Annotated in this window: 15 protein-coding genes and 1 pseudogene; 6 read left to right on the top strand and 10 right to left on the bottom strand. The window is 66.0% G+C overall.

Annotated features, from left to right (window positions below; translation table 11 throughout):
- Positions 1–8: 8 nt before the first annotated feature.
- Complete coding sequence (locus U5A52_RS06205; protein ID WP_321913166.1) at positions 9–515, bottom strand: NUDIX hydrolase; 507 nt, start codon at positions 513–515, stop codon at positions 9–11.
- 302 nt (positions 516–817) lie between these two features.
- On the opposite strand from U5A52_RS06205, the gene U5A52_RS06200 reads away from it, so the two are divergent.
- Genes U5A52_RS06200 through U5A52_RS06190 form a run of 3 tightly spaced genes read left to right on the top strand, consistent with a single transcriptional unit; the run spans position 818 to position 3767 of the window.
- Positions 818–1969 (top strand): Re/Si-specific NAD(P)(+) transhydrogenase subunit alpha, encoded by a 1152-nt coding sequence (locus U5A52_RS06200; protein ID WP_321934275.1) that lies wholly within the window; start codon positions 818–820, stop codon positions 1967–1969.
- Between the two features lie 13 nt (positions 1970–1982).
- Positions 1983–2312, top strand: a complete 330-nt coding sequence (locus tag U5A52_RS06195; RefSeq protein WP_321934274.1) for an NAD(P) transhydrogenase subunit alpha — start codon at positions 1983–1985, stop codon at positions 2310–2312.
- Entirely contained in the window at positions 2313–3767 is a 1455-nt protein-coding gene (locus U5A52_RS06190; protein WP_321913164.1) for an NAD(P)(+) transhydrogenase (Re/Si-specific) subunit beta, read from the top strand. It begins immediately after the preceding gene.
- 76 nt (positions 3768–3843) lie between these two features.
- On the opposite strand, the pseudogene U5A52_RS06185 reads toward U5A52_RS06190, so the two are convergent.
- Positions 3844–4536 (bottom strand): annotated as a pseudogene (locus U5A52_RS06185) (helix-turn-helix transcriptional regulator); the annotation flags it as partial.
- Positions 4537–4626: 90 nt separating this feature from the next.
- Positions 4627–5016: a VOC family protein gene (locus U5A52_RS06180; RefSeq protein ID WP_042262509.1), complete on the bottom strand. Its 390-nt coding sequence runs from the start codon at positions 5014–5016 to the stop codon at positions 4627–4629.
- 225 nt (positions 5017–5241) lie between these two features.
- Here U5A52_RS06180 and U5A52_RS06175 point away from each other — a divergent pair, with 225 nt between their 5' ends.
- Positions 5242–6033 (top strand): glycosyltransferase family 2 protein, encoded by a 792-nt coding sequence (locus U5A52_RS06175; RefSeq protein ID WP_321934273.1) that lies wholly within the window; start codon positions 5242–5244, stop codon positions 6031–6033.
- A gap of 60 nt (positions 6034–6093) precedes the next feature.
- On the opposite strand, the gene U5A52_RS06170 is transcribed toward U5A52_RS06175, so the two are convergent.
- The 5 genes from U5A52_RS06170 to U5A52_RS06150 all read right to left on the bottom strand — a co-directional run bounded on the left by U5A52_RS06170 (position 6094) and on the right by U5A52_RS06150 (position 11422).
- Positions 6094–7410: a class I SAM-dependent RNA methyltransferase gene (locus tag U5A52_RS06170; RefSeq protein ID WP_321913162.1), complete on the bottom strand. Its 1317-nt coding sequence runs from the start codon at positions 7408–7410 to the stop codon at positions 6094–6096.
- Positions 7411–7646: 236 nt separating this feature from the next.
- Positions 7647–8351, bottom strand: coding sequence for a PqiC family protein (locus tag U5A52_RS06165; RefSeq protein WP_321913161.1), 705 nt, complete (start codon positions 8349–8351; stop codon positions 7647–7649).
- Positions 8348–9961 carry an intermembrane transport protein PqiB gene (locus tag U5A52_RS06160; RefSeq protein ID WP_321913160.1) on the bottom strand — a complete coding sequence of 538 codons (1614 nt, stop codon included), beginning with the start codon at positions 9959–9961 and terminating at the stop codon, positions 8348–8350. Before U5A52_RS06160 ends, U5A52_RS06165 begins: the two co-directional genes overlap by 4 nt.
- On the bottom strand, positions 9954–10616 hold the full coding sequence (locus tag U5A52_RS06155) for a paraquat-inducible protein A (RefSeq protein WP_321913159.1): 663 nt from the start codon (positions 10614–10616) through the stop codon (positions 9954–9956). The genes U5A52_RS06160 and U5A52_RS06155 overlap by 8 nt, the downstream gene beginning before the upstream one ends.
- Positions 10613–11422, bottom strand: a complete 810-nt coding sequence (locus U5A52_RS06150) for a paraquat-inducible protein A (protein WP_321913158.1) — start codon at positions 11420–11422, stop codon at positions 10613–10615. Before U5A52_RS06150 ends, U5A52_RS06155 begins: the two co-directional genes overlap by 4 nt.
- 384 nt (positions 11423–11806) lie before the next feature.
- On the opposite strand from U5A52_RS06150, the gene U5A52_RS06145 reads away from it, so the two are divergent.
- Together U5A52_RS06145 and U5A52_RS06140 are read left to right on the top strand one after the other, a co-directional pair.
- Positions 11807–12406 (top strand): YceI family protein, encoded by a 600-nt coding sequence (locus tag U5A52_RS06145; RefSeq protein ID WP_321934272.1) that lies wholly within the window; start codon positions 11807–11809, stop codon positions 12404–12406.
- 39 nt (positions 12407–12445) lie between these two features.
- On the top strand, positions 12446–13021 hold the full coding sequence (locus tag U5A52_RS06140) for a YceI family protein (RefSeq protein WP_321934507.1): 576 nt from the start codon (positions 12446–12448) through the stop codon (positions 13019–13021).
- An 86-nt stretch (positions 13022–13107) separates the two neighbouring features.
- Here U5A52_RS06140 and secF read toward each other — a convergent pair whose 3' ends face one another.
- Both secF and secD read right to left on the bottom strand, forming a co-directional pair.
- Positions 13108–14058 (bottom strand): protein translocase subunit SecF, encoded by a 951-nt coding sequence (secF, locus tag U5A52_RS06135; RefSeq protein WP_321913156.1) that lies wholly within the window; start codon positions 14056–14058, stop codon positions 13108–13110.
- 15 nt (positions 14059–14073) lie between these two features.
- The gene (gene secD, locus U5A52_RS06130) at positions 14074–16131 is read right to left on the bottom strand and encodes a protein translocase subunit SecD (RefSeq protein WP_321913155.1); all 2058 of its coding nucleotides are present in this window, start codon (positions 16129–16131) and stop codon (positions 14074–14076) included.
- Positions 16132–16264 lie beyond the last annotated feature (133 nt).

The following is a 16264-nucleotide window of genomic DNA, read 5'->3' as shown; positions in this document are numbered from 1 at the left end:
TTGCTGCCTTAACTCAACTTGGGTGCGACCTGGGGTGCCGCTTTCGGTGCTGTCGCGTGCGTCTGGATGAAATCCAGCGGCACGCGCTTGCCTGCGAGGTAATCGTCGACACAGCGCATGACGAGCGGCGTGCGATGGCGCTCGCTCGCCGCGCGCAACTCGTCGGCGCTCATCCACACCGTGCGCACGATGTCAGGATCGAGCGCGCGGTTTTCCGGCTCGACTGCAACACTGCCGCAGTACGTGAAGCGCACATACGTCGCGCCGCTTTCGCCCGGCTTGCCGAAGTGCGTCATATACACGCCGACCAGCGCCTCAGGCGTGAACGCATGCGCGGTTTCCTCGAGCGTTTCGCGTATCACCGCCTCGTGCAGCGTTTCGCCCGCTTCCAGATGGCCGGCGGGCTGGTTCAGACGCAGGCCGGCTGGCGTGTGCTCTTCGACGAGCAGAAAACGCCCGTCGCGCTCGACGATCGCGGCCACGGTGACGTGGGGTGCCCAGGTTTCCTCATTCATGGGCCGGTATTTTACCGGGACGCCGCAAACGCTGCCCGGGGCCGGATCGGGCCCCCGGGCGGCGCAACGGGGGCGCATGCCCGGCTCGCCTGGTACTGCCGACCGTCCGGTCGGACGACGCAGCGTGTTGTGTGCATCGCACAAAAGCGGGCAATTCCCGCTACAAAGCCGCCGCCGCTTTCGGTTAAAGTGGTGCCGTCGTTTGCCGTTGCAATGGATGCCGGCGCCTGAATGCCGTCGGTCTCCCTTCGCTCGATTCGAGCCAGAACAGCTAGAACAAGAAGGTCGAGGAGGAAACAACGATGCATATCGGAGTGCCTGCAGAGACGCGGGCGAACGAAACCCGCGTGGCCGCGACGCCGGAGACAGTCAAGAAGTACGTCGCCCAGGGTCACACGGTCACGATCCAGGCCGGCGCGGGTGCCGGCGCGAGCTATCTCGACGAGGCCTACACGGCCGTGGGTGCGCAGGTCGCCGACGCGGCCACGGCCTTCGGCGCGGACCTCGTGCTCAAGGTCCAGTCACCCACCGTCAGCGAATTGCCGTTCATGAAGCGCGGCGCGGTGCTGGTCGGCATGCTCGATCCCTTTAATGCGGAAAACGCCGCGAAGCTGGCCGAGGCAGGCGTGACGGCCTTCGCGCTCGAAGCCGCGCCGCGTACCACGCGCGCGCAAAGCCTCGACGTGCTGTCGTCGCAGGCCAACATCGCCGGGTACAAGGCGGTGCTCGTGGCCTCGAACCTTTATCCGCGCTTCATGCCGATGCTCATGACCGCCGCCGGGACGGTGAAAGCCGCGCGCGTGCTGATTCTCGGCGCGGGCGTGGCGGGCCTGCAGGCCATCGCCACGGCGCGGCGTTTGGGCGCGGTGATCGAAGCTTCGGACGTGCGCCCGGCGGTAAAGGAACAGATCGAGTCGCTCGGCGGGAAATTCCTCGACGTGCCCTACGAAACCGATGAAGAGCGGGAAGCCGCCGTCGGCGTGGGCGGCTACGCTCGGCCCATGCCGCCATCGTGGCTCGCGCGCCAGTCGGCGCTGGTGCACGAGCGCGCCAGGCAGGCCGACATCGTCATCTCGACCGCGCTGATCCCGGGCCGCGACGCACCGACGCTGCTGCCTTCCGAAACCGTGCAGGCAATGAAGCCGGGCTCGGTGGTGATCGACCTCGCGGCAGGACGCGGCCCCATTGCCGATCAGGCAAGCGGCCGGCGCGGCGGCAACTGCCCGCTCACCGAGGCCGACAAGGTGGTGACGCACCACGGCGTGCAGATCTGCGGCTACACGAACCTCGCCTCGATGGTCGCCGCCGACGCCTCCGCGCTCTACGCGCGCAACCTGCTTGACTTCCTGAAGCTGATCGTCACGAAGGAAGGCACGCTCAACATCGATCTCGCGGACGACATCGTCGCGGCCACGCTGCTGGCCCGCGACGGCCAGGTCACGCGCAAGACATAAGGGGAGAACAGGAATGGAAGTCATCAACCATACCGTCATCAACCTGATCATCTTCGTGCTGGCCGTGTACGTGGGCTATCACGTGGTCTGGAACGTCACGCCCGCGCTGCATACGCCGCTCATGGCCGTGACCAATGCGATTTCGGCGATCGTGATCGTGGGCGCGATGCTCGCCACCGGGCTTACGGTGGGCGGCCCGGGCAAGTTCTTCGGCACGTTCGCCGTGCTGCTCGCGGCCGTGAACGTGTTCGGCGGGTTCCTCGTCACGAGGCGAATGCTGGAGATGTTCCGCAAGAAGGAGCCGAAAAAGCTCTCCTCTCCTGCCAGCAAGGAGTGTGCGTAAATGAGCATGAACGTCGTTACGCTGCTTTACCTGGTGGCGTCGGTCTGCTTCATCCAGGCGCTCAAGGGGCTGTCCAACCCGAAGAGCGCACGCGCCGGCAACGTGTTCGGCATGGTCGGCATGGCCATCGCCATTCTGACTACCCTTGCGCTGATCGTGAAGGAGTCCGCACAGTTCGGCTCGAATCTCGGGCTCGGTCTCGCGCTGCTGTTCGCGGCGCTCGTGGTGGGCGGCGGCCTTGGGGCCTATGTCGCCGCACGCGTCGAGATGACGAAGATGCCCGAACTCGTCGCGGCCATGCACTCGCTGATCGGTCTCGCGGCGGTGTGCATCGCGTATGCGGTCGTCTCCGAGCCGGCAGCGTTCGGGCTGGTCGCAGAAGACGCGCCATATCCGGGCTTCCTGCCGTACGGCAACCGCATCGAACTGTTCATCGGCACGTTCGTGGGCGCGATTACGTTCAGCGGTTCGGTCATCGCGTTCGGAAAGCTCTCGGGCAAGTACAAGTTCCGCCTGTTCCAGGGCGCGCCGGTGGTCTATCCGGGCCAGCATCTGATCAACCTGATGCTCGCGATCGGCATGGTCGGCTTCGGCATTCTGTTCTTCCTCACGCAGTCGTGGCTGCCGTTCATCATCATGACGCTGATCGCGTTCGCGCTGGGCGTGCTCATCATCATCCCGATCGGCGGCGCGGACATGCCGGTGGTCGTCTCGATGCTGAACTCGTACTCGGGGTGGGCGGCGGCGGGCATTGGCTTCTCGCTGAACAACGCCATGCTGATCATCGCGGGGTCGCTCGTGGGTTCTTCAGGCGCGATTCTGTCGTACATCATGTGCCACGCGATGAACCGCTCGTTCTTCAACGTGCTGCTGGGCGGCTTCGGCGGCGAGGCAGGCGCGGCGGCGGCGGGCGGGGCGCAGGAGCAGCGTCCGGTGAAGTCGGGTTCGGCCGATGATGCCGCGTTCATGCTCGGCAATGCGGAAAGCGTCGTGATCGTGCCGGGCTATGGCCTCGCGGTGGCACGTGCACAGCATGCGTTGAAGGAACTCACCGACAAGCTCGTCGAAAAGGGTGTGGACGTGCGTTATGCGATCCACCCGGTGGCGGGCCGCATGCCGGGCCACATGAACGTGCTGCTCGCGGAAGCCGAAGTGCCCTACGACCTCGTGTTCGAGATGGAGGACATCAACAACGAGTTCGGCCAGACCGACGTCGTGCTCGTGCTCGGCGCGAACGACGTGGTGAATCCGGCCGCGAAGAACGATCCGAAGTCGCCCATCGCGGGCATGCCGATCATCGAGGCGTACAAGGCGCGCACGATCATCGTGAACAAGCGCTCGATGGCGGCGGGTTACGCGGGCCTCGACAACGAACTGTTCTACATGGACAAGACGATGATGGTGTTCGGCGACGCGAAGAAGGTGATCGAGGAGATGGTGAAAGCGGTGGAATAAGCGCCGCTTGCTGCAAACCCACACGAAAGGCGCGCAGCGATGTGCGCCTTTTTCAATTCCGGGGTGCCGTTGCCGCTCATAGTGAAGGCGCATTCACGCGGCGCAAATAGTCGGCGAGCCGCCGCCCGCTCACGTCGGGAAATTGCTCGAGCACTTCCACGTTTTCCATGCGCGCGATGTTGAAGTTGCGAAAGTCCTCGCGCATTTCGCACCACGCGCCCACGGTCCACTGCGCGCCCCAGTACACGAGCCCAAGCGGCCAGATGCGCCGCTGCGTATGCGCGCCAATACGGTCGCAGTACGCGAAGCGCACGACGAGCCGCGTGTCGACGGCGCGATGCAGCGCGTCGAGCTTGTCCGAGAATGCGTGATCCATGTGATACGCCGGTGCGAACACGGCAAGCCGTTCCAGCACGGCGCGCTTTTCCGCCGGCATGGCCGCGGCGATCTTCGCGAGCGCGCCGCGGGCGCCGCTCGCGAGCGCCGCGCCGCCCCACGACTCGGCCATGCGTGCGCCCACGGCGAGCGCGGTGAGTTCGTCGGCGGTGAAGGTGAGCGGCGGCAGGCTCGCCGTGCGCGCGAGCCGGTAGCCAATGCCCGCCTCGCCTTCGATGGGCACGCCCGAGAGCTGCAGGTCGCGCACGTCGCGATAGACCGTGCGCGGCGAGACTTCGAGCCAGTCGGCCAGCTGCTGGGCGGTAGTGAGACGCCGGCCGCGCAGCAGTTCGGCGATGCGAAAAAGGCGGTCGGCGCGGCGGGTCATGGCTGGGCGGTTGCGAAGGCGGGCGCGGTGATCGGCGCGGTGTTCTGGATAGCTACAGATGATAGCGCCGGGCGCGCGCGCGGCGCCCGGTCGCGATCAACCGAGCTTCGGCGCGTGCAGGCCGACGCGGTTGCCTTCGGTATCGATGAAGAAGCCGATATAGCCGTAGTTGTTCGGCAACTCGACAGCGGGCCCCTGCTGCTTGCCGCCGGCTTTTTCCACGCGGTCGAGCACGGCCGTGACCGAAGGCTGGGCGTTCAGATACACGAGTACGCCCTTCGGATCGGGCTTCGCGTCGTGCGGATTGAACACGATGCACCCGCCCGTTTCAGTATCGGTGTGAGCGAACAGCGCCATCGGGACGCCGCCGACCACTTCGCGCTGCAGCGCAGTGTCGAAGGCGGTTTCGTAAAAGCGGGCGGCACGCTCCAGGTCGTGCGCGGGAATTTCGAACCACGAGATCACACGGGACAGATCGGTAGACACGGTGCACTCCTCGAAGGCAACGGCGGACGGTGAATGGCGGCAGCCAGGCGGCGGCAGCCTCGCCGGATGGCGTAGAAGCAGTGTGCCAGGGGGCTGCTGACAGCGTGTTGTCAGTAGGTTTGGCGCGCCGCGCCGGTCGAGCCTCGGCGGCTGTTTCGAATGTTTTCGAGAGAGGCTTCGGCGCGTCTCTGCTGTAATCGAAGAGTTCGATATCCCCGCATCCGCATGTCTCCCACCGTCTCGATCATTACGCCCACGGGCAACCGCGAAGCTTTTCTGCCGGCCATCTGGCGCTGCATCCAGCGACAGCGCGTGGCGTGGGAATGGCTCATCCTCGACGACAGCCCGCAGCCCAGCGCCTTCCTGAGCGCGCTCTCGAAGCGTGACGCGCGTGTGCGCTACTACTGGTCGAAAACGCGCATGTCGATCGGCGGCAAACGCAACTTTCTTGTGAACGAGGCGCGCGGCGCGCTGATTGCCCACTTCGACGACGACGACCACTACGCCTCGCACTATCTCGCGGGTATGGTGCGCATGCTGGAGGAGAACGGTGCGGACCTCATGAAGCTCGCGACGTTCTGGATGTTCGCGCCGCATACGCGGTTCTTTGGCTACATGGACCTGAACGCGCGCGTGGGGCTGCACTATGTGCTGACTGGCAATAGCGTCGCGACGGTCGAGTTCCACGACAAGATGAAGATCGGCGCGGACTTCATCCTTTTCTACGGGTTCTCGTACGTGTATCGCAAGGCGCTTTTCGAAGAAGCGCGCTTCGACGATATCGACCTGAGCGAAGACGAGAGCTTCATCCGCCGCATAGTCGAAGCGGGCCGCAAGGTGCTCGCGGCGGACGACACGCAGGCGAGCTGCCTGCACCTGATCCATCCGGCTTCGACCTCACGGTGCTTTTCGCGCTATTCGATGCCGGCGTTCACGGTGCCGAAGATGTTTCCGGAGTACGAAGGGTATCCGTTGGCGCTGAACGCGCCGGACGCGCCTGCAGTGGTGCAGGGCTGAGCCACGCGCGGCGCGGCGGCGGGTGAAATCCTCACCCGCCGTGCGCGCCGTGCGCCAGTGTCAGCTGGCGTTGTCGTTGCCGGCAGCGGGGTTCGCGCCGCCGCTGGCCGGACGCTGACGCACGCTGCCCGCGATCAGGTCGAAGCGGAACAGGCGGCATTCGAGCGCGCCATTGAAGAGCGGCGTCTTGGCGGCTTCGCGCAGGCGCAACAGGCCCGGCAGCTTGCGGTCCGAGGTGAGGACGAAGGCGCGCCAGCCCGTGAAGCGCTGCTTGAGCGCGTCGCCGAGCGCCTGGAAGAACTCGGCGTCGGGTGCTTCGTCCTTGGCGCGGCGGAATCCTTCATCATCGTCGCCGCGCAGCTCGCGCGCCGTCGGGCGCGCCTCGCCGCGCGCATTGCGGCCCCGCACTTCGATACGCTCGCCGTACGGCGGATTGGCCACGAGAATGCCGGGCGCAGCCGAGGGCGGCGTCATGTTGCGCGCATCGAGCTGCTTGAGCGCCACATTGCCGAAGCCCGCGCGCTTGAAGTTCGCGCGGGCCTTTTCCAGCATGACATCGGAGATGTCGCTGCCATAGATCAGCAGGTCGCTGGTCTTGCTTTGCGCGAGATTGCGCGCGGTGTTCGCCTCGCTCTTGAGGTGCCGCCACGCGGCCATGTCGGCCTGCTTGAGCGACTCGAAGCCGAAGCGGCGATCGAGCCCAGGCGCGATGTCGAGCGCGACTTGCGCCGCTTCCGCGAGGAAGGTGCCGCTGCCGCACATCGGGTCGTAGAGCGGCGTGCCGGGCGTCCAGCCCGTGAGGCGCAGGATGCCCGCAGCGAGGTTCTCGCGCAGCGGGGCAGCGCCCTTGTCCAGACGCCAGCCGCGCTTGAAGAGCGGCTCGCCCGAAGTGTCGAGATAGAGCGTGCACTCGTTCGCGGTGAGGAAGGCGAAGATGCGCACATCAGGGTAGGCGGTATCGACGCTCGGACGCGCACCGGCCTTTTCGCGCATGCGGTCGCAGATCGCGTCTTTCACGCGCAACGTGGCGAATTCGAGGCTGCGCAGCGGCGACTTGATCGCGGTGATGTCGATGCGGATCGTCTCGTTCGCCGAGAACCACTTCTCCCACTGCTGCTCGCGCGCGAGCGCGTAGATGTCCTGTTCGCTGCGGTAGGGGCGCTGCGCGATCTTCAGCAGCACGCGGCTCGCAATGCGCGAATGCAGGTTGGCGGCGATGCCGCCGGCCCAGTTGCCGCGGAAATGCACGCCGCCGGGCACCTCGGCGCCGACCTGGAGTGCGCCGGGCGGCAGGCGCCGTTGCGCGGTTTCGGCCAGTTCGGCGGCGAGCGCGGCTTCGAGGCCGCGCGGGCAGGGGGCAAAGAAATCGAAAGACATGAACGAGGATGGGACGCTGCGGGGAAGGCGCTATTGTACGCGGGTTGCGGGGGCGGCCAGGCCTACATGCCGCCTCCGCTGCGGGAGATCGCTCAATGCCCGCATGTGGCCGCCATTTGCCTCGTCACTTGCCCTGCGCCGGACGCAATGCGTGCGGGCTCTTTTTATTGGCTCCCGATCACTATCGGAGCCTACGGATCAGGCACGCCCTAGGTCCCCGTCAGCAAGCCGCCAACTCAGCCAACGACGGCCGCCATCTGCGGACAGGCGACGCTCGGCGCCGGTTTCGCGCGCGCGCCGGCCTTCGCGCCATTCGCTGGCGTGCTCACGCGCGGTGCGGCCGCGAGTGCACGCACGCCGCTCGCGATCGACTGTGAGAGCGCCTCGACCGCCTGCCGGTGGCCGATTACAAGCGCGTCGTAGCCGTCGCCCACCTTCTCGTTGAGCACGCTTCGGCAGGTCAGGACTGTTTCCGTGTTGAGTGCGCGCACGCTCCACACGGCGTCGATCAGCGCATGCGAGCCCGGCCACGATTCGAAGCGCTGCACATTCACGCTTACGCGGTACACGGGCACGCCCTCGGGATGCGGTGAGCCGTACACGTCGATGGTGCCGAGCTGCTGCGTGAGGTCGCCCGAGAGTGCGCGGCGGATCTCGTCGCCAGGCATCGAAGCCCAGCGCTCCTGCTCGAGTACGCGCACCTGGTTGGCGTCGGTTTGCACGACCATCTGCGCTTTGGCGACCTGCGGCGGAACATCCACGGGGGCCAGCTCGATCAGCCACTGCGCGTTGCCCGCGCTGGGCGCGGCGATGGTGCGAGCGGTGTCGTCGGTCGGGCTGAGCGTATAGAACCGGCTGGCGGGCGAACTGCAGCCCGCCAGTGCGGCTGCGATGACCAGCGCGCCGAGCGTGGCAAGAGAGGGGACGCGTCGGAACGTCATGGCTTGTCTCCAGATTTGCCGCGCAGCAGCGATTCGGGATGGCGCTCCAGGTAATCGGCGAGCGCGTTGAGCGATTGCAGCGTACGCGTGAGTTCCTGCATCGCCTGGTGCACGTCGGACTGCAGCGGCGAATCCTGCTGCAGTGTGGACTGCGCGGCGTTGAAGGTCTTCTGCGCTTCGTCGAGCGTGCCTTGCAGCTGCGGCAGGATCTGCTCGTTCACCTTGCCGAACAGCTGGTTGGCGTTCTTGAGCGACTCGTTCAGGTTGTTGCCGATCTTGTCGAACGGAATCTGGTTGAGCTTCTTCGTGATGTCCGCCACCTGCTGCTGCAGCTCTTCGAGCGAGTTCGGCACCGTCGGCAGTTCGAGCGGATCGTGGTTGAAGTCGATCGTCGCCGGTCCCGCCTTCGGGAAGATGTCGAGCGCAATGTAAAGCTGCCCCGTGATCAGGTTGCCGGTGCGCAACTGGCCGCGCAGGCCGCGTGCGACGAGCCGCTTGATCAGCTCCTGGCTTTGCGGCGTGTGCGGCGCGGGCGCTTCGCCGCGGATGCGGCGCGACAGGCGCAGCGGGTAGAGGTCGATCGTCACGGGCATCGTGAAGTTGTGCTGTTTCGGGTCGTACTCGATGCCGATGTCGGTCACCTGGCCGAGCACGATGCCGCGGAAATCGACCGTCGCGCCAACCGAAAGGCCGCGCAACGACTGGTTGAAGTACATGACCACGCGTTGCGGCGCGCCGTCCGGCTCGCGCATTGCCTCGGTCTCGTCGGAGGCAAGCGCGAAGGTGGCGTTGTCGGGCGCCTGCGGGCCCATGGACTGGCCGGCCGGCGCCTGGAACGCGAGGCCGCCCACCACGATCGTGGCAAGCGACTGCGTGTTGACCTTGATGCCGTTCGAATCGAGCTGCACGTTCACGCCGCTCGCGTGCCACCAGCGCGTGTTGGTGCCCACGTACTGGTCGAAGGGCGCGCTCACGAACACCTGCACCGTCACGCCGGTGCCGTCCTTGTCGAGCGAATAGCCTGTGACCTGACCAACCTGAATGCGCCGGAAGAAGATCGGCGTGCCGATGTCGAGCGAGCCGAGTGTCGCGCTATGCAGCGTGTAGCGATGCCCCTTCTCGTCGATGGTGACGGCGGGCGGCGCCTCCAGCCCGACGAAATCGCTTTGCGAATCCTGCGAGCGGCCGGCGTCCGCGCCGATATACGAGCCCGAGAGCAGCGTGGTGAGGCCCGAAACGCCGCTTGCGCCCACGCGCGGGCGCACGACCCAGAAGCGGCTGTCCTTCACGGCGAATCGTTCGGCGTCCTTGGTCAGCTCGACCGTGACGATCACATGCGAAAGGTTGGGCGAGAGCTTGATCGCGCGCACCGAGCCAATGTCCACGTCCTTGTACTTGACCTTGGTCTTGCCGGGCTCGAGCCCTTCGGCGCTCACGAAGCTGATCGTGATGGTCGGCCCACGCGTGGCGACCGACTTCACGACGAGCGCCACGCCGATCAGCGCCGCGACGATCGGCACGATCCAGACGAGCGAGGGGAGCCAGCGCCGCGGCTTGACGATCTCCGGCTCCGGCAGATTGGGCGGGGTCGGTCCTTTCGGACTATTCATGGGGTTGATCCTGAGAGTGTTGCGCAGGTTTGTGTTTGTCTTCGTCCACCGGATCCCAGATCAGGCGTGGATCGAACTGCATGGAGGCGATCATCGTCAGGATCACGACCGAGCCGAACGCGATCGCGCCGGGGCCCGCCGTGATGACCGCAAGCGACTGGAAGCGTACCAGCGCGACGGTTAGCGTGACAACGAACACGTCAAGCATCGACCAGCGCCCGATGAATTCGACGAGCCGATAGAGCTTCGTGCGTTCGACCGGCCGCCATTTCGAGCCCCGCTGCGACGTGAACGCGAGCAGCGCGAGCACCGAAAGCTTGAGCATGGGAACGAGAATGCTCGCGATGAAAACGATCACGGCGAGCGGCCAGTCCCCGGAGGTCCAGAAGTAGACCACGCCGCTCATAATGGTGTCGTCCTCGTCGCCGACGAGCGAGGACGTATGCATCACGGGCAGCAGGTTCGCGGGAATGTAGAGCAGCGCCGCCGCAATGAGGAGCGCCCACGTGCGCATGATGCTGTCCGGGTTGCGCTCGTGCACGGGCGAGCCGCAGCGTGCGCAGCGAACGTGCTGGCGCTCGCGCTCGTGTGGCTGCACGTGCCCGCAGGCGTGGCAGGCGATGTAGCCGGCGTCGGTGGCGGTCTGGTATTTCATCGGGGCCCCTTGGGGAGCGGGCCGCCGCGCGGCGGCGCCGGGTCTTGCGCGCCTGCGCCTGGCGCGCGGATCTCGGGCTCGGCGAGCGGGTGGGGCGCGGCCGGCGACGGCGTTTGCGGCGATTGTGGCGATTGCGGACCGTCGGCGCCGCCCGCCTGCGCGCCCGGACCCGCGCCGCCCTCGCGCGCCGCGCGTGCGGCGTCGCGCAGGCTGTCGGCGATGTCCCAGAGCGTGCGCGCGTCGAACGTGACGACCACGGTGAACATCAGCGTGAGCGTGCCGAAGGCGAACAGCGCGGTTTCGGGAATGACCCGCGCGAGGCTCACCATTTTCACGATGGTGATGAGCACGCCCAGCATGAACACCTCGAGCATGCCCCAGGGCCGCACGAACTGGATGGCGCGCAGCACGAAGTTAAAGCCTGGCGGAATGAAGCCGCGCCGTATCGGCAGCAGGACGTAGAGCAGCGCCACCATCTCCGTGAGCGGAAAGAGGATGGTTGCGCAGAACACGATTACCGCGATGATCTCCATGTCCTCGTGCCAGAGCACCACGAGGGCGCCGAACAGGCTCGACTCCGTAGTGATACCGTTCGCATCGAGCTCGATGATCGGGAACGACTGGGCGATGATGAAGGTGACGAGCGCCGCGATAGTCATGGCGCAGATGCGGTCGATCTGGGACGCGGCGCTGCTGTAGAGCGTGGCGCCGCAGCGCGAGCAGCGCGCTGTCTGGCGGCCGAGCAGCCGCGGTTTGCGGTAGAGCGCGTCGCAATCGTGACACGCGATCAGTTTGTCCTGGGCCATGCGGGCAGGTGACGCAAAACGACGTGAACGAAAGACGCGCGACGGCGGCGCGCATGCCGGAAGGTGCTGACAGCGCCTCGCGCCATGTTACCAAACGCGCCCGGCGGCGTGCCGCAACGAGCCGCGGGCCCCGGACAGGTCCGCCGCGCAGCAGGCGGCCGGGTGCGACAGCCGGGCGGCGCTCGCCCGCGCGACGAGCGGGCTGCGAGTGTGCCACGTTTGCGCCGTTCTCGCGTGCGAGGACCGCAGTGACCGGGCGCTTATCTGCAGATGTTTGCTGTCACTCAAACTGGATTATCTTTCGGGCATGGGACAGGATGGCTGCGGAACGTGGCCGAAGCCAGTTCACGAAGCGAACGACTACGCAATCAAGGCGAGACGATCATGGAAGCATTGTCGAGGTGGATTCGTTCTTATCGGTGGCAGCCGGCCGTCCGGGCCGCGGCGCTGTGTGCCGGGGCCGCTGCGGCGCTGCTCGCGGGCGGGGCCGCCCGCGCGCAACTCGACGCGGCGAAGAGCACGATCGTTGCCGTGTCGCGCCAGATGAACGTGCCCGTGCAGGGCAGCTTCACGAAGTTCGACGCGCAGATCGACTTCGACCCGGGCAAGCCCGCGGGCGGCACCGCGAAGATCACGGTCGACACGGCGAGCTATGATCTGGGCGATCAGACCTACAACGATTCGGTGCGCGGGCCCGAATGGTTCGACGCGAAGACGTTCCCGCAGGCAACCTTCGTCTCGACCGCCGTCACGTCGACCGGAACGAACCAGTACAGCGTGAGCGGCAAACTCACGATCAAGGGGCATACGCAGAACGTGGCCGTGCCCGTCGTGCTCACGCAGCAGGGCGGGACGCAGACGTTCGACGGCACGCTGCCTGTCCATCGGCTCGCCTTCGAAATCGGCACCGGCGAGTGGAAAGACACCTCGATCGTCGCCGACGCAGTGCTGATCAAATTTCATATCGTCGTCGCGCACAAGTAGAACGACGGCTTCAAGGAGATGCCTTTGAACAAGCTCGTCATGATGGCCGCTGGGGCCGCCGTGGTATCGCTGGCCGCCTTGGTGACGCAAGCCGCACGCGCCGCCGACACTTACCAGCTCGATCCGAATCATACGTTTCCGAGCTTCGAGGCTGATCACTTCGGCGGCCTTTCCACGTGGCGCGGCAAGTTCACGAAAACCACGGGCACGGTCACGCTGGACCGCGCGGCGAAAACGGGCACCGTGGACGTGACGATCGATCCGGCATCGATCCAGACCGGCAATCCGCAGCTCGACCAGCATCTGGTGGGCGACGACTTTTTCGATGTCGCGAAGTACCCCACGGCCACCTACAAGGGCACGCGCATCGTCTTCAACGGCGATACGCCCAAAGAGGTGATCGGCGAGTTGACGCTGCACGGCGTGACGCGGCCGCTCAAGCTCGAGATCGCGTCGTTCAAATGCATGCCGCACCCGGTGCTCAAACGCGAGGTGTGCGGCGTGGAGGCCGAAACCGCATTCAACCGCGACGACTTCGGCATGGACTCGGGCAAGAAGTACGGCTTCAAGATGAAGACCACGCTCCATATCCAGGCCGAAGGCATCAAGCAGTAGGCAGGAGGGCGGAGCGGCGAAGGCCGTTGCGTATGCACGAAAAAAAAGCCGGTTCGTGAGAACCGGCTTTTTTGCTGGTGCGCCGCTTAAACCTGCGCGCCCGCGTTCGGATCGTTCGGATCGAACTTTTCCTTCTTGTCCTTCACGAGGTCTTCGCGCTTCACGCCGAGCCACATCGCGAGCGCCGCCGCGACGAACACCGACGAGTAAATGCCGAAGAGAATACCCACCGTCAGGGCCAGCGCGAAGTAGTGCAGCGTCGGGCCGCCGAAGAAGAACATCGAGAGCACCATCATTTCCGTACAGCCGTGGGTGATGATGGTCCGCGACATCGTGCTCGTGATCGCGTGGTTGATGACTTCGGTGACGCTCATCTTGCGCTCGCGCCGGAAGGTCTCGCGAATCCGGTCGAAGATAACGACCGATTCGTTCACCGAGTAGCCGAGCACGGCGAGCACCGCCGCGAGCACCGAGAGCGAGAACTCCCACTGGAAGAACGCGAAGAAGCCCAGAATGATCACGACGTCGTGCAAGTTCGCGATCACGCCGGCCACGGCGTACTTCCATTCGAAGCGGAACGACAGGTAGATGATGATGCCCGCCACCACGCAGGCGAGCGCGAGCAGGCCGTCGGTGGCGAGTTCCTTGCCGACCTGCGGCCCGACGAACTCCACGCGCTGCAACTGCACTTGCGGGTCCGCCGCCTTGAGCGTGGCCATCACCTGGTCGCTTTGTTGCGCCGAGCTCAGGCCCGTCTTGAGCGGCAGGCGGATCAGCACGTCGCGCGAGGTGCCGAAGTTCTGCACCTGGGCGTCGCCGTAGCCGATCTTCGTGAGCGAGTCGCGCAGCGGCTCGAGCTGCACGGCCTGCGGGTACTGCACTTCGATGACCGTGCCGCCCGTGAACTCGATCGACAGATGCAGGCCACGGTGGAAGAGGAAGAACACCGCCGCAATGAAGGTAATCAGCGAGATCGCGTTGAAGATCAACGCGTGCTTCATGAACGGGATGTCTTTGCGGATGCGGAAAAATTCCATGTTCTTGACTCCGTATCAGCGGGACGAGCCGGTGTTGTTGCCCGAACCGCCGGTGCCGCCCTGGGCGTCGCGGCGGCGCACAACCGGCTTGGCGCGCGTGGCGCCCTTCACACCGGCCTTGGCCGGTTCGCGCTTCGCGGCGTTTGCAGCGACCGCGCGGCCCGTGTCCGTGCCGGCGTCGGCGCCTGCGAGCGCGGGCGTGCCTTCGTCGGGTTCCGGACGCCACACCTGACCCACCGCGAGCGACTTGAGCTTCTTCTTGCCGCCGTACCAGAGGTTCACGAGACCGCGCGAGAAGAACACGGCCGAGAACATCGACGTGAGAATGCCGATACAGTGCACGATCGCGAAGCCGCGCACCGGGCCCGAACCGAACGCGAGCAGCGCGAGACCGGCGATGAGCGTGGTCACGTTCGAGTCGAGAATCGTCGCCCAGGCGTGCGCGTAGCCGTTCTGGATAGCCAGCTGCGGCGGCGCGCCGTGACGCAGTTCTTCGCGCACGCGCTCGTTGATGAGCACGTTCGCGTCGATGGCCATACCGAGCGCGAGCGCGATAGCCGCGATACCCGGCAGCGTGAGCGTGGCCTGCAGCATGGAGAGCACCGCCACGAGCAGCAGCAGGTTCACCGAAAGGCCGATCATCGAGATCGCGCCGAACAGCATGTAGTACGCGATCATGAACACGGCGATGGCGGCGAAGCCGTAGATCACCGAGTCGAAACCCTTGCGAATGTTGTCCGCGCCAAGGCTCGGGCCAACCGTGCGTTCCTCGATGATGTCCATCGGCGCGGCAAGCGAGCCTGCGCGCAGCAGCAGCGCGAGGTCGGCGGCGGCCTGCGGCGTGGGCTGGCCCGTGATCTGGAAGCGGTCGCCCAGTTCCGACTGGATGGTCGCCACCGTCAGCACTTCGCCCTTGCCCTTTTCGAACAGCACCATCGCCATCGGCTTGCCGATGTTGTCGCGCGAGACGGCGCGCACCGCGCGGCCGCCCGCCGAGTCGAGGCGGATGTTGACCGACGGACGCTGATGCTCGTCAAAGCCCGCCGAGGCGTCGATGATGCGGTCGCCGGTGAAGATCACCTGCTTGCGCAGCAGCACCGGCGCGGCGTTGCCTTGCGTGAACAGCTCGTCGCCCGGCGGCACCGGCGCGTTCACGTCCGGATGCAGGCCCATCGGGTCGGCGAGGCGCGCTTCGAGCGTCGCCGTGCGGCCGATGATGTCCTTCGCCTTCGCAGTGTCCTGCACGCCCGGCAGCTCGACCACGATACGGTCGTCGCCTTGCTGCTGGATCACGGGCTCGGCCACGCCAAGCTCGTTCACGCGGTTATGCAGCGTCTGGATGTTCTGCTTGAGCGCGGCCTGCTGAACCGCCGTCTTCACGGCCGGCGTGAACGTGCCGACGAGCTGCACGCCGCCTTCGGGGTTGTTCTGCGAGGCCCACTGCAGCTCGGTAATGCCGCCCGAGCCCGCGAGGACCTTGCGCGCCTGCTCGGCCACGTCGGCGTCGGCGAAATTGACGACCACCGACTGGTTCACGCGGTTCACGCCGCCGTCGCGGATGTTCTTGTCACGCAGGAGCGTGCGCACGTCGGAAGCGTCGGAGTCGAGCTTCTTGTTGAGCGCGCCGTTCATGTCGACCTGGAGCAGGAAGTGCACGCCGCCGCGCAGGTCGAGGCCGAGATACATCGGCAGCGCGTGCAGCGAGCTGAGCCAGCGCGGCGAGGCGCTCTGCAGGTTCAGCGCGACGATGTACTGCGGGTCGCTCGGGTCGGCGTTCAGCGCGTGGTTGAGCGCGTCTTTCAGGCGCAGCTGCGTGTCCGTGTCGGCGACGCGCACGCGGATGTTCGCGTTCATCGACGAGTTGTCGAACGTGAGGTCGGTCGCCTTGATATTGTTCGCGGCGAGTGCGGCTTCGACCTGGGCAAGCGTGCCCGAGTCGAGTTTGACCGTGGCCTTGCCGCTCGACACCTGGACCGCGGGCGCTTCGCCGAAGAAATTGGGCAATGTGTACACGAAGCCGATGACGAGCGCCACCAGCATCACGACATATTTCCAGAGGGGATAACGGTTCATTGGTTGACCCAACGGGGGAGGGGAATGGCCTTAAGCGCTGCGTGCGCGTCCGGCGTTGCCTTCGGGGCGTTCCTGCATTGACGTTTTCTGGTCAGTGGCTGCGAGGGCGGGCCGGGCGCGCGAGGCCGTTCTT

The sequence above is a fragment of the Paraburkholderia sp. J8-2 genome (assembly GCF_905220195.1).
In the GTDB taxonomy this organism is placed as follows: domain Bacteria; phylum Pseudomonadota; class Gammaproteobacteria; order Burkholderiales; family Burkholderiaceae; genus Paraburkholderia.
This window is presented reverse-complemented; position numbering and strand designations above follow the sequence as displayed.